Source organism: Pseudolysobacter antarcticus (genome assembly GCF_004168365.1).
Lineage (GTDB): Bacteria > Pseudomonadota > Gammaproteobacteria > Xanthomonadales > Rhodanobacteraceae > Pseudolysobacter > Pseudolysobacter antarcticus.
The window spans coordinates 2,607,951-2,620,754 of the sequence record NZ_CP035704.1 but is presented as its reverse complement, the minus strand read 5'-3'; the positions used below and the strand labels follow the sequence as shown (position 1 = coordinate 2,620,754).

Here is a 12,804-nt window from a genome sequence, read left to right as displayed (position 1 = left end):
CGAGAAATTCCTCGCGGATTACAAGCCGAGCGCTTTGGCTTTGACCGTGTCGTAATCGGCCTGCGTGATCAAGCCCATATCGAGCATGTCCTTGGCCTTCTTGAGTTTGGCGATCGGGTCGTCGGCAGCCGGTGCAGCCGGTGCAACGGGTTGCTGCAAGCCGCCCATGCCGCCCATCATGCCCGACGCCATACCAATGCCCATGACGCCCGCCGCACCGCCGTTTTCACCGGCGGCCTGGATGCCTGCGGCAACGCTGGCCTGCAAATTGGAATTGCCGCGCGCACCCGACAGCGCATCGGCGCGCTGCACGGTCTTGAGCAGTTCGCGCGTGTTCGCGTCGTATTCGATGGAGACGATGGCGGTCTTGACGATGGCCAGGCCGCGATCGGATTTCCACTGATACGCATTCTCCACCGCATCGGACAGGCTCTTCGCAAAACCCAGCGAATCCTGCTGCAGCTTGGTGATACGGCCCTTGCTCGGATCGTTCGTGTACAGGCTGAAGGCCGGCGCGAGCGAACCCACCACTTCATTGAAAAGTTGACTGGCCGCGGCATTGTCGATGTCGGTGAAATCGAACACCTGACCGGGCTGCAAATACGTGGCTGGCACGAAGTTTTTCACGAACAAAATCGGGTCGACGATTTTCATCGTGTACGAGCCGCGCGTCACCGCACCGACCTGGGTGTTGAGGAAGGCGTCGTCCCAGTAGATTTCGGATTGCGTACCGAAGCGATTGTCCGGCAGTTCTTTCAGCGAGACGAAAAAAGCCGCTTGCTGCGAACCCGGCTGGCCGCCGAATTTGAAACGCTCCCAGCTCTGCTTGATCAGCGAATCGACGAGACCATCGCCCGAGAAAATCGACTTCGAGTTGAGGTCGTCCGAATGCCATTCGTAACCGCCAGCCTCGGCAGCGAAGCCGGTGATCTTGCCATCCTGAAACAGCAGCAAACCGTAACCTTCGGGAACAACGATCTTCGAACCGTTGGTGATGATGTTGGATGAGCCTTTGGTATTTGCACCGCGCCCGGCATTAGTGCCCTGTGGCACCGCAGCGAACAGCGCCGCCGTCGCCGGCAAACCGGACGGAACGGTGTAGAAGTCCTTCCACTGGTCGGCGAGCACACCACCGACCGAACCCACCACTGCTTGAATAAGACCCATGACATCTCTCCGCGATTCGTGGCTGGGCACCGCGCCCACCATAAGTGGCGAACTATACATTCCCGGACGGCTGGCGTGAGCCTCAAATTGCGGTGGTTGAAATTATTTGTCGGACGCGAGATCAGCTTCGGTTGCTGACGATGCATTTGCTGCGACTGCTGAAAGATCAGCAATTGCTCCGACGGAATTGCTGCGGCAGCGATGTAGCAAGACGCGCCGAAGTCAGGGACACTACGGTTCCACCCAACTCCGCCGAGGGAAAGTCATGAAGCCTTGCGCAATCGTCTTTACCTTGGCCGCATGTTTGTCGATGACGGCTGGCCCCGTCGATGCTCGATTGCCGCCAGTGAACGGTGTCAACAGCAAGCAGGCTGTACCGGCCACGGCCGTCGATCGCGCCGCGATGCAGACTATGCAGATCCCCAGCCACGGCGCACTGCTGAATGCGCTGGTCTACATCGCCGCTGGCCCCGGCCCGCATCCGGCCGTGATTCTGCTGCACGGATTTCCGGGCAACGAGCGCAACCTCGATTTGGCGCAAGACATGCGTCGCGCTGGCTGGGATGTGCTGTACTTCAACTACCGCGGTGCATGGGGCACGCCGGGCGATTTCTCGTTTGCTCACGGCATTGAGGATGTGGCTGCCGCGTTGGTGTATCTGCGCCAGCCGGACGTTGCCAAATCGCTGCGACTGGATCCGAATCGCATTGTGCTGATGGGCCACAGCATGGGCGGTTTCATGACCGTCGAGGCTGCCGCGGCGGACCCTGCGATCAAGGCCTTCGCCACTATTTCCGCCGCCGATATGTCCGGGCGCGTGCAAGGCATTCTCGCCAAGCAAAAACGCCCTGACGCCATCACGGCGATAGCCGCCGGTTTGGCCGAAGAAGGCATGGCGCCGCTCGCGGATTGCACACCCACCGGGCTGGCCAATGAGCTCGCTGATCACGTCGCGAGCTGGCCGTTCATGGGCAAGGTCGATGCACTGAAAAACCGCAACGCGTTGATCATCACTTCGGACGACGGCCTCGCCGAAGACAACGCCACGTTCGCGACCGCGCTGCGCCAGGCCGGCGACCACCAAGTCACTACCGTGCACTTGGCTACCGACCACGCGTTTTCCGACCAGCGCATCGAGCTGTCCAAGGCGGTACTGCACTGGCTGGCGAGCTTGCCGAAATAGGCAGGAAAACGAGTGTGATAAACCGCCCCTTATCTGTTCGCAGGAACCTGATCGATGCCAGCCCTCATACCCTCCGTTCGAATGCTTGTGTCGCGTCATCGAAACAAGTTGTTCGTGATTATTGCGCTGCTCGCGCAGCCGCTGTGCGGCACGAGTGCGACGTTGCCATCCTCGGCCGAGTCGTACGTGAGTCAGGCGGCAAGAGTGCGGCAGTCGGCGGATCGGCCCTGGGCGCCGGAAGCGGGGCAACTGGGCAATCTGCGGCATTTGCAGATCACAGCGCCGGACTGCGTCATACGCATCGTTTCCGGTACTGAGAATCGCGTATTTCCGGGGTCGCGCGGCGTTATCGTGGTCGAGCGTTCACGCGTGCTCGATGCCGACCCGAACGAGCAGCCGGCTCCGCGCGATGTGGTGCTGGCGATCGATCGCGTACATGCATGTCCGGGTCTCGGTTCGTGCGGCGTCTCGATCACGTCGGCAACGAGTGCGCCGAGTATTGGCGGCGCAGTGTGCTTCACCGTGCAACTCGCCACGGCGCACGATCTGCTGCTGGGTGGTGATGACCTTTCCGTGCTGGTAGATCGCGTGCGCCAGCCCGCACTGCGGATCAAGGTCAACCCGAGCTATCGCATGCAGATGTGGCTGGAGCAGGTGGATATCGGACTGCTGTCGATCGATGTCAACGCGGCGGCGCATATCGGTGGCAACGGTCAGATCGACTTCCTGCAGGCTGGCAGCTCAAGCGGTGGCAGCACCATGTTCCTGCAGGATTTCCATGCTCATAACATCGGTGTATCGACCACGACGACAGGAACGCATTGGGCGATCCGCATCGATGCCGATACCAAGGCGGTTTATTACCAGCCAGCGCGCGCACCTGGAGCGATTGCCGAAAATTATGGCATCGAGGTTGATGGCCCGATCAACCGGCTGGATGTGCCAGTGGGCCGGGTCGATCCGTATCCATTGAGGGAAGTCACGCGCATCGCGACGCGCGTGCTGCGTGATGACGTCATTGCGCACGCGGGGCCAGCGCCGCAACTGCCGCCGTCCGACCCGGCGCTGCCATCGGCAAAAGTCGCCGCGGCGGCACTTCCGATCGACTCACGCGAGCGCGTGGCCCAAGTTGTCGCGCGATATCTGCCCCCATCGATCCGCATTACCAACATCGCGTTGTGGAAGCAGGGCGGCCGTCTTGAAGGCATTGCTCCCGACGCCGCAATGGCGCATGACGTCGTGCGTCTGCTCACCAACTCGGGTGAATTCACCTACGTCAGCGGCGGCGGATCGATACCACGCGACGGTGGCCACGCGTTCTCCACACAACTCAGTTTCGCGTGCGATGCGCCCGGTCAGCTGAGTACGTGTCCCGCCGGCCATCCGATGTCACCGGACCGTTATAGCTACGTGCAAATTAGCGATGCGATCAACGTAATGCTCGGCCCGACCGTGACCGTACGTGACTTGCGCCGCACTGACGATGCGTTCGAACTCAAGGCCGTAGCGCCGAACGAAGCGGAAGCCCGCGCCGCGCTGCAACGCCTCGGGCAGCGGACTGATTTCTTGCGTGTGTCGATATCCGGCTACGGGCCGTCGCGCAGCGGCGCGGCGACTGACATCAACGCGACCTTGAAACTTATTTGTGCCGTTCCACCGAAGCCCGATGGCATTTGTACTGCGCAAAGCGCGCCTCCCTGACCGAGCCGCCAAAACAGAGTCAGGGCGCACTTTTTGCTGTGCGCGAAACCGAAAAGGCGCTCTGACTCAGGTTTGTTTTCGCATCACTTTCGCGGCGCAATAATCTCGCTCAGGTAATCCGGCGTGCCCTCGATGCGCACCAGATGCGGATACTGCAAGCCGTCGTGATAATCCAGCGCGATCGTGCGAAAGCTGCCCTGATATTTGAACAGCAACTGGATTGGCGTATTACTGCCTTTCGCTGCAGTGATCGCTTCCTTGAGTGCATCGGTCGTAAAGTTCTGGCCGTTGACTGCGACTAGAGTCGCGCCGGGGCTGATGCCGGCCTTGAACGCCGGCCCGTTCCAGCGCACATCGTTGACCTGAGCCTTGTCGTTCAAGGTCAGCCCGATCGACCACGCGAAGTTGTACAGATGGCGCGACGGCTCATGCCGGCTGTCGTACTGCTTTTCAAAGGCGCTTTGCTGATCGGTGTAGACGAGCTTCCAGCCCGACGCCGCGATGCCGTCGCCAAGCGGTGGATTCAGCGTCGCGACACGGGCGTGCAGAAAGCTTGCCCAATCAAACGGAGCCACGCCGTTCAATGCCGCCACCACGTCGTCGAAGGTGTAGGTTTTGGTCACATAACTGCCGTTGTCGATACCGAAAAATGCACGCGCAAAATCGTCCAGCGATTTGTGATCGTGAGTGATGGCCCGCAGCTTGGCGTCCACTTCGAGCCACATCATCTGGCCGCCGCTGTAATACTCTTCGCTCATCTGCCAACTGCGATACGGCAGTCCACGGCGACGCGCGGCGGTGGCATCGTTGGTAGTGTCTTCGAGCGTGCGCCACCGGAAACCGGGGCGGTTGCGCTCGTAGTTTGCCGCGGTCATCGCCAGTGCATCGCGGAACTGCTGCGGCGTCCACAGGCCCGCGCGTGCGGTCAGCGCATAACCCCAGTATTGGGTCTGGCCCTCGTAAACCCACAACAGCGAATCGCCCATCGGCACGTTGAAATTGGGCGTCCACAAATCGGCCGGGCGGCGGAACTTGCCGTTCCACGAATGTGTGTACTCGTGGGCGAGCAGGTCGCGGCCGGGCGCGTTGTCGCTCCACGCGGTGAAGTAGTCGGCCTCCATACCGTTCTCGCTGGACTGGTGGTGCTCGGTGCCGTTGCCGCCCAGCACATCCGACAGCGAGAACAGGAAATCGTAGTGATCGTAGTGATGCGAGCCGAACAGTTTCACGGCCTGCGTTGCCAGCGCGCGATGCGCCTTCAACTGTTCGGGCGTGATTTCGAGATACTTCGGCGCGTCGGCGACGATATCGAGATGTACCTGCGCTTCACCGGGCGGTGTGAGATCGATACGCTTGAAATTTTGCCCGGCGTAGATCGGTGAATCGACCAGATTATTGAGGGTCACCGGTTTGAACGTAACGGTGTCGCCGACTTGCGATGCCGTTTCCAGCGCGGTGCCGAGCTGCCAGCCGTGCGCCAGCGTCACACTCGGCGCGAAGGTGATGCCGCGCGAAAAATAACCGGCGGGATACAACGCCATCGCGCTCCATGCCATGTCCATCATGCGATCGGTGATCTCGAAGCCGTCGTCGCGGCTGGACAGATACTGGAAGTCTGCATCGATCGAAGACACGCCGGCAGGTACGTCGAGATGAAACGCGTAGACGTTGTATTTGTCGCGCTGCCACGGCAGCGGTTTGCCGTTGGCGCTGAGCTTGATGCCGGCGAGCATTGCGATCGGGCCGCTCGGCGAGTGATCGCCGGGAATCCATTGCGGATACAACAATGTCATCGCACCAGCCGTGACCGGAATCGTCTCGTGCACGCGAAAAATCCCCTGCACCGTGTCGCTGGCATCGACATGGATCGCGATCGTGCCGGGATACGGTCTATCTTGCGGTGGCGGCACCTGATCGCGGCCGATCTCCTGCGCGGTCGCGACACCGGCGACAAGCGCCATCGATACGGCCAGCGCAAGACCCGCACGAGCGCAGTGCGAACCAGCCGGCAACGCGGCAAAAGAAACGAAGGACATGACGGACTCCACGGATGGACAAGAGGGTTGCAAATGTAGCATCGCCAGCGATACGTGCGACAAGCGAAGTTACGAAAATCGATGGGCATGCGCCGGTTTCCGTTTGCGCGCTTGAGCGCCTCGCAACGACATGGCACGATCACGCGGTGACCAGCAAACCCTCCGAAGCACTCCATCTGCGCGACCTCGCACGCTTGCGCCGTGTGCGCGACCGGATCGATCGGCAGTACGCGCAGCCGCTGAATGTCGAGGCACTTGCGCGTGGCGTGTTCATGTCAGCGGGACATCTCAGCCGTCAGTTCAAGCTCGCTTTCGGCGAGTCGCCTTATGCGTATTTGATGACCCGGCGCATTGAGCGCGCGATGGCGCTGCTGCGTCGTGGCGATCTCAGCGTGACCGAAGTCTGTTTCGAGGTGGGCTGCGCGTCGCTCGGCACGTTCAGCACGCGCTTCACCGAGTTGGTCGGCGTGCCGCCGAGTGTGTATCGCAGTGATGCGGCACAAGCAACGGCGGGCATGCCGTCGTGCGTGGCGCGGCAGGTGACACGACCGATCAGGAATCGAGAAGCGCCGGCCACCGAGCCTGATCTAGCATGACGACTCCACCCACATCGAGCACGACCAACATGGATATCAACATACACGCGAGTTTTCTTCCGCAAACCGATCCGGACGCCTCGCTGGCGTTCTATCGCGACGCCCTCGGCTTCGAGGTTCGCAAGGATGTCGGCTACAACGGGTTGCGCTGGATCACGGTCGGTCCACCCGGCCAGCCCGGCACCTCGATCGTGCTGTATCCGCCGGTGGCAAGCCCCGGCATCACCGACGACGAACGTCGTACGATTGCCGAAATGATGGCCAAGGGCACTTACGCCATCATGTTGCTGGCGACCAAGGATCTCGACGCGGCGTTCGAGCGCATCCAGGCCAGCGGTGCCGAAATCGTCGAGGAACCGACCGATCAACCCTACGGCGTTCGTGACTGCGCTGTGCGAGATCCCGCGGGCAACCTCTTGCGCGTGCAACAGCAACGCTGAGTCGTCCGTTGATCGCATTGCAATGCGCGATGCGATCAAGCCGGGCGGCGAAGGTATTTTCAGGCACGTGGCGGCAATCATCCAGAACGGAGCAAGCACATGAAAAGCGCGAAGCTAGACGCAAAAGAAACCAACGCCGACGATGATGCCTCACGGCTGATCGATGCGCGGATCAAGGAGCTCAGCGACTGGCGCGGCGAGACACTTGCGCGAGTCCGCGCGCTCATCAAGCAGGCCGAACCCGCAGTGATCGAGGAATGGAAATGGCGCGGTGTTCCGGTGTGGTCACACGCCGGCATCATCTGTACCGGCGAAACGTACAAGAATTACGTGAAGCTTACGTTCGCCAAGGGCGCTGCACTGGACGATCCGTCTGGCCTGTTTAATTCCAGCCTCGACGGCAACACCCGACGTGCAATCGATATCCACGAGACTGACAAGATCAATGAAAAAGCTTTGCAGGCGCTCATCCGCGCCGCCGCGGCAATGAACGCATCCAAGGCAAAAAAATAGCACGGGAAAACTCCCTCGCTGGCTGATCGCGCGCGTTGCGCGGATCGCTGCATCAAACCGACGAACATCCTCCAGTTTTGATATGCCAGCGTGACAGTTCATTGGCTTGAGCGATCGACCGGCTGCCCCCATCTTCATCTCTGGAATCATCAAGGCAGCAGGAGAAACCCATGGCAACCGGTTGGGCCGGCGACGGCGCGGTGCAGGATCAGATCGACGCGACGATTGCGGATGCGATCAAGCGCGCGCGCAGTCAGGCACCGCGAGGCCCGAGTCTGAAACACTGCGAGGAGTGTGAGAAAAAAATCCCCGAGGCGCGGCGCAAGGCCGTGCCGGGAGTGCGGCTGTGTGTGCCGTGCCAGGAAGAACACGACAAACAACAGGCCGCGCACAGTGGCTACAACCGCCGCGGCAGCAAGGACAGCCAACTGCGCTGATCAGCGGTGGTCGCTTAGCGCTGACCTGACTCTTGGCATCACGTGTTCTCAACCGAGGTCAGCGGGAGCGGGCTACGCAACACGCGTAGCCACTTCCGCCGCAATACCGTCTCACTGCATCCTTATTCAAATCCGTTCGCGAAAATGTAGTCGTGCACGATCGTACCGGTCGTCGGGCTGCCGGCAATCGCTACTTGATACTGCGTATTCAGCAGCACCGATAGCGTGCTGTCGCCGCGGTTCGCCACGATCAGGTCGGGTTTGCCGTCGCCATTCACATCGGCAGCGGTAACCCAAGCCGGGCTTGTGCCGACGACGAACGACTGCGCCGCGGCAAAGCTCAAGGTGGTGGCACCGGGCGCAGTGGTGTTGAGCAATCGCAAGACTTTCTTGCCGATGTAGTCGGTCAGGATCAGGTCGGGTTTGCCATCGCCGTTCACGTCGGCGCTGGTGACACTAACGAACAGCGCCCCGGAATTGGTCGCCGCCGCGAACGTTTGCGCAGCGGCAAAACTCAACGTGCCGGGCGTGCTGGTATTGCGCAGCAGCGAGAGGCTGTTGTCGCTATTGTTGGCCACGATGATATCGGGCTTGCCGTCGCCGTTGAGGTCGGTGATCGCCACTGATTTCGGATTTCCGCCCACGCCAAAAGTCTGCTGTGCGGCAAAGCTCAAGATTCCAGCGCTGCTAGTATTGAGCAATACCGACACATTGTTGCTGCCGTCGTTTGCCACGATCAGATCGGGTTTGCCGTCGCCGTTGACGTCCGCGGCGGCGACAAAAAAGGCGATCGAGCCGACTGCGAAATTCTGTCGCACGGCGAAGGTCGGCGTGGCCGCGCCGGTGGCTGTCGTATTGAGCAGCACCGAGATGTTGCCATCGGTCGCGCTCTGCACAATCAAATCCGGTTTGCCGTCGCCATTCAGATCGGCGATGGCGATGGATTGCGTGAAATTGCCCGTGGCGAAAGTTTGCGGCGAGGCAAAAGTCAGCGTCGTGGCGCCGGTCGCGGTGGTATTGAACAGTACCGATACATCATTGTCGCCGTAGTTCGCGATGATCAGGTCGGGCTTGCCATCGCCGTTGAGATCGGCGGCGGCAGCGGCGTATGGAGAGGAGCCGCTGGTGACGCTCTGTCGCGCGGCGAAGCTCGGTATGCTGGCACCGGCCGCCGTATTATTGAGCAGCACCGAGACCGTGTTTACGCCGTAGTTCACTTCGAGCAGGTCGGTCTTGCCATCGCCGTTGAAATCGGCGCTGGTAACAAAAACCGTCTGCGATCCGGTGGGGAACGTCTGCTGTGTAGCGAAGCCGGCCGTGGCAGTGCCGAGCGTGGCAGTATTGAGTATCACGGAGACGGAGCTGCTGTTGTAATTGGCCGTGATGAAATCGGGTTTGCCGTCGCCGTTGATGTCTACGATTGCGATCGATTGCGGACTCGTTCCTGTGGCGAACGACTGCTGCGTGGCAAAGCTCGGCGCGGTCGCGCCAGGTACGGTGGTATTGAGCAATACCGAAAGTGTATTGCCCAGCAAATTCGCCACTAGCAGATCGGGTTTGCCGTCGCCGTTGACATCGGCAGCGCTGACGAAATCAGGATTCGATCCCGTGGCGAAGGTCTGTCCGGCAGCGAAGCTCGGCGTGGTCGCGCCGGGAGTCGTTGTGTTGAGCAATACCGAGATGTTCTGGCTGCTGAAATTTGCAATAACCAGATCGAGCTTGCCATCGCCGTTTACATCAGTCGTGGTGACCGAATACGGATGCGAACCGGTGGCGAACGTATGCTGCGCGGCGAAACTCGGCGTGCTGGCGGCGCCCGGCGTGGTGGTATTGAGCAGCACCGAGACCGTGTTGTCGCTGTAGTTCGCGACAATCAGGTCGGCGCGGCCGTCGCCATTCACATCAGCGGCACTGACCGCTTGCGCAGACAAGCCGGTAACGAAGGTTTGCTGCGCGGCAAAACTCGATGTCGTCGCCGACGTTGCTGTGGTATTGCGCAATACCGAGACCGTGCCATCGCCATAGTTCGCGACGATCAGATCGGGCTTGCCGTCGCCGTTGATATCGGCAACCGTGACTGATGAAGGCCCCGTCCCCGCAGAGAAGGTTTGCTGCGCGGAAAAGGTCGGTATGGTCGCACCGTTTGCGGTGGTATTCAGCAGCACCGAGAGATTGTTGCTGGCATTGTTCGCCACGATCAGATCGGGTTTGCCATCGCCGTTGATATCAGCGACGGCGACGGCATCGGGGCTGGATCCCGTCGCAAACGCGTGCTGGGCGGAGAAGGTCGGCGTCGTCGCGCCGGGCGCTGTGGTGTTGAGCAATACCGAGACGCTGTTGCTGCCCGAGTTGGCGACGATCAGGTCGGCCAAGCCATCACCATTGATGTCGGCGACAATGACCGAAGCGGGATTGTTGCCGGTAGTGAACGCCGTCTGGGCGGCCGCAGTGACGGCCAGCCCGATGCCGGTGGCGCCATCCACCTGCAACTGGAACGAGAGATCGGAGCCGTTGCCGATGTTGGCGCTGAGCGTGATCGGAAGCGCACCGTTGGCGGCGCTAGCTGGCAGCGCGAGCACGCCGCTGCCAGCGGTGAAATCCGTGCCGGCGTGGGCCGTGCCGTCGATCGTGTGGTAATTCAGAATCGTCTGGTAACTCAGGTCGCCGCTGCGCGCGATCGGGAACGGCATCGCAACGGGCGTGATACTACTGCCACGCGTTGTATTGGCGAAGGTCAGCGTCGTGGTATCGGCGCTTGCTGAAAAACTCACGCAAAGACCCAGTGCCAGTGCGAGCAATCGATGAGAGCTCGGTAGGTGCTGTTGAGAAAAATCGAGGGTGCTGAAAATGTTGCGCATGAATTTCTCCACTGGTAATTGCGATGCTGCTGACTGAGTTGGCGTTGCAGTCGAGGGCGATCTATACCCACACAATAAATCTCGCTGCTCTGTTGACTTGAACGACGTAACGAGTCCGTTCATGCCATCGCATATCGATCACCGATGTGATCATTGATCGCATGAGCAGATGCTTGGCGAACCGTGCAGCTATTGTCTGTGTGCGCGGTGGCTGTCGCGATGAGCAAAAAGCGCTCAAATCAGCACTGGCATAGCTGCCGAGCCATCCCCATATCTGCAACTTGCCATTGCAGGATTGCCCATGATTCCCTTGTCCGTTCTCGATCTCGCGCCCGTCACCGAGGGAAGCGATGCCGGCCAGACCTTTGCCAATTCGCTCGATCTCGCGCGCGCCGCGGAGCGTTTCGGTTACCGCCGTTATTGGCTCGCTGAGCACCACAACATGCCCGGCATTGCGAGTGCGGCCACCGCCGTATTGATCGGCCATATCGCGGGCGGCACCTCGACCATTCGTGTCGGTTCTGGCGGTGTGATGTTGCCGAACCATGCGCCGCTGCAGGTGGCCGAGCAGTTTGGCACGCTGGCCTCGCTGTATCCGCATCGTATCGATCTCGGCCTGGGCCGCGCGCCTGGCACTGATCAGGCCGCGGCACGCGCGTTGCGCCGTTATTACCAGAACGCCGAGGAGTTTCCGGCCGACGTAGTCGAGCTGATGCGCTACTTCGAGCCGGCGCAAGCCGGGCAGGCGGTACGTGCGGTACCCGGTGCGGGTATAGATGTGGAAATGTGGATACTCGGATCGAGCCTGTTCGGCGCGCGCCTCGCTGCGCAGCTCGGTTTGGCGTACGCGTTTGCGTCGCACTTCGCGCCGGATTCGCTCGAAGACGCGCTGGCGTTGTATCGGCGCGAGTTCCGCCCGTCGCTACGTCTCGCGCAACCGCATGTGATGCTCGCGCTGAACGTGGTCGCTGCTGACACCGATGCCGAAGCCGCATGCCTGTTCACGACGCAACAACAGGCGTTCATCAATCTGCGTCGTGGCCGCCCAGGGCTGATTCCGCCGCCACTCGCATCGGCAGAGGCCATCCATACTTTCTGCACGCCGCAAGAGAAAGCCGGCGTCGATCATTCGCTCGGCTGTGCGGTGGTCGGTTCACCCGAGACGGTGCGAAAGGGCATTGCCGCATTTGTCGCGCGCCATCAGCCCGACGAACTGATGTTGACCACCAATGTTTTCGATCACGCCAAGCGCGCGCGCTCGTTCGAGCTCGCGATCAAAGCGGTGATTTAGCGATCGCACAACGTGCGAGGCCAACACCACGTCTGCGCTCGCGTGCGAGGTGACGCAGGTGTCGCTTATCACCAACCCGGCGCTTGTCTATTGCGTGCTCTGGAGCCGCCAGAAAACTTCGTTTATAGTCCCCGGCGAGATTTGGACAAGCCGCCGTTGCGGGTGCTGTCAGATGGCTTTCCGAGTCGTGTTGATATCAATCAATTTCCGGGGAGAATTACTATCATGAAGCGTATCATCCTGCTGGGCGCGCTGTCGCTCATCACCACGTCGTCCGCATTCGCGCTTGAGTTGCACGTCGTCAACAGCTCGAAGTCGGCAATCCATCATCTGTATCTGACCGATTCCAAGGACAAGGAATGGGGCCCGGATCAGCTTGGCGATGGCCCGGCCAATATCGTCAAGCCCGGCGGCAAGTTTGTGCTGAGCAATGTCAAGAAGGGTACGCTCGACGTGCGCGTGGTCGCCGAAGACGGCACCGAATGCGAGATCGATGACGTCACATTTGCCGAGAACATGGAGTGGAAGATTACCGAGGCGATCCTCAACAAATGTGCTGCCGACGCGGGATAATCGTATCGC

11 protein-coding genes are annotated in these 12,804 nt (G+C 60.7%); 8 read left to right on the top strand and 3 right to left on the bottom strand.

The window, feature by feature from the left end:
• Positions 1-18: 18 nt before the first annotated feature.
• Positions 19-1,167 (bottom strand): SPFH domain-containing protein, encoded by a 1,149-nt coding sequence (locus ELE36_RS11135; protein WP_129833306.1) that lies wholly within the window; start codon positions 1,165-1,167, stop codon positions 19-21.
• Between the two features lie 265 nt (positions 1,168-1,432).
• Between ELE36_RS11135 and ELE36_RS11130 the strand changes: the two genes are divergently transcribed.
• Complete coding sequence (locus tag ELE36_RS11130) at positions 1,433-2,350, top strand: alpha/beta hydrolase (protein WP_129833304.1); 918 nt, start codon at positions 1,433-1,435, stop codon at positions 2,348-2,350.
• 87 nt (positions 2,351-2,437) lie between these two features.
• A complete protein-coding gene (locus ELE36_RS11125; protein ID WP_129833302.1) occupies positions 2,438-4,051 on the top strand; it encodes a hypothetical protein in 1,614 nt (537 codons plus the stop codon).
• Positions 4,052-4,134: 83 nt separating this feature from the next.
• On the opposite strand, the gene ELE36_RS11120 is transcribed toward ELE36_RS11125, so the two are convergent.
• Positions 4,135-6,087 carry a M61 family metallopeptidase gene (locus ELE36_RS11120; protein WP_129833300.1) on the bottom strand — a complete coding sequence of 651 codons (1,953 nt, stop codon included), beginning with the start codon at positions 6,085-6,087 and terminating at the stop codon, positions 4,135-4,137.
• Between the two features lie 146 nt (positions 6,088-6,233).
• Between ELE36_RS11120 and ELE36_RS11115 the strand changes: the two genes are divergently transcribed.
• From ELE36_RS11115 to ELE36_RS11100, 4 genes are all read left to right on the top strand, one after another.
• Positions 6,234-6,683 carry a helix-turn-helix transcriptional regulator gene (locus ELE36_RS11115; protein ID WP_129833298.1) on the top strand — a complete coding sequence of 150 codons (450 nt, stop codon included), beginning with the start codon at positions 6,234-6,236 and terminating at the stop codon, positions 6,681-6,683.
• The gene (locus tag ELE36_RS11110) at positions 6,680-7,123 is read left to right on the top strand and encodes a VOC family protein (RefSeq protein ID WP_242512246.1); all 444 of its coding nucleotides are present in this window, start codon (positions 6,680-6,682) and stop codon (positions 7,121-7,123) included. The genes ELE36_RS11115 and ELE36_RS11110 overlap by 4 nt, the downstream gene beginning before the upstream one ends.
• Before the next feature lie 99 nt (positions 7,124-7,222).
• On the top strand, positions 7,223-7,636 hold the full coding sequence (locus ELE36_RS11105; protein WP_129833296.1) for a DUF1801 domain-containing protein: 414 nt from the start codon (positions 7,223-7,225) through the stop codon (positions 7,634-7,636).
• 170 nt (positions 7,637-7,806) lie between these two features.
• Complete coding sequence (locus tag ELE36_RS11100; RefSeq protein WP_129833294.1) at positions 7,807-8,073, top strand: DksA/TraR family C4-type zinc finger protein; 267 nt, start codon at positions 7,807-7,809, stop codon at positions 8,071-8,073.
• A 122-nt stretch (positions 8,074-8,195) separates the two neighbouring features.
• Here ELE36_RS11100 and ELE36_RS11095 read toward each other — a convergent pair whose 3' ends face one another.
• Positions 8,196-10,931, bottom strand: a complete 2,736-nt coding sequence (locus ELE36_RS11095) for an FG-GAP-like repeat-containing protein (RefSeq protein ID WP_165371571.1) — start codon at positions 10,929-10,931, stop codon at positions 8,196-8,198.
• A gap of 301 nt (positions 10,932-11,232) precedes the next feature.
• Between ELE36_RS11095 and ELE36_RS11090 the strand changes: the two genes are divergently transcribed.
• The gene (locus ELE36_RS11090) at positions 11,233-12,222 is read left to right on the top strand and encodes an LLM class flavin-dependent oxidoreductase (protein WP_129833291.1); all 990 of its coding nucleotides are present in this window, start codon (positions 11,233-11,235) and stop codon (positions 12,220-12,222) included.
• A 225-nt stretch (positions 12,223-12,447) separates the two neighbouring features.
• Complete coding sequence (locus ELE36_RS11085; protein ID WP_129833289.1) at positions 12,448-12,795, top strand: hypothetical protein; 348 nt, start codon at positions 12,448-12,450, stop codon at positions 12,793-12,795.
• The last annotated feature ends 9 nt before the right edge of the window (positions 12,796-12,804 follow it).

Coding starts and splice junctions, on each gene's coding strand:
- ELE36_RS11135 (WP_129833306.1), bottom strand. CDS start 1,167: ATGGGTCTTATTCAAGCAGTGGTGGGTTCGGTCGGTGGTGTGCTCGCC.
- ELE36_RS11130 (WP_129833304.1), top strand. CDS start 1,433: ATGAAGCCTTGCGCAATCGTCTTTACCTTGGCCGCATGTTTGTCGATG.
- ELE36_RS11120 (WP_129833300.1), bottom strand. CDS start 6,087: ATGTCCTTCGTTTCTTTTGCCGCGTTGCCGGCTGGTTCGCACTGCGCT.
- ELE36_RS11110 (WP_242512246.1), top strand. CDS start 6,680: ATGACGACTCCACCCACATCGAGCACGACCAACATGGATATCAACATA.
- ELE36_RS11105 (WP_129833296.1), top strand. CDS start 7,223: ATGAAAAGCGCGAAGCTAGACGCAAAAGAAACCAACGCCGACGATGAT.
- ELE36_RS11100 (WP_129833294.1), top strand. CDS start 7,807: ATGGCAACCGGTTGGGCCGGCGACGGCGCGGTGCAGGATCAGATCGAC.
- ELE36_RS11095 (WP_165371571.1), bottom strand. CDS start 10,931: ATGCGCAACATTTTCAGCACCCTCGATTTTTCTCAACAGCACCTACCG.
- ELE36_RS11090 (WP_129833291.1), top strand. CDS start 11,233: ATGATTCCCTTGTCCGTTCTCGATCTCGCGCCCGTCACCGAGGGAAGC.
- ELE36_RS11085 (WP_129833289.1), top strand. CDS start 12,448: ATGAAGCGTATCATCCTGCTGGGCGCGCTGTCGCTCATCACCACGTCG.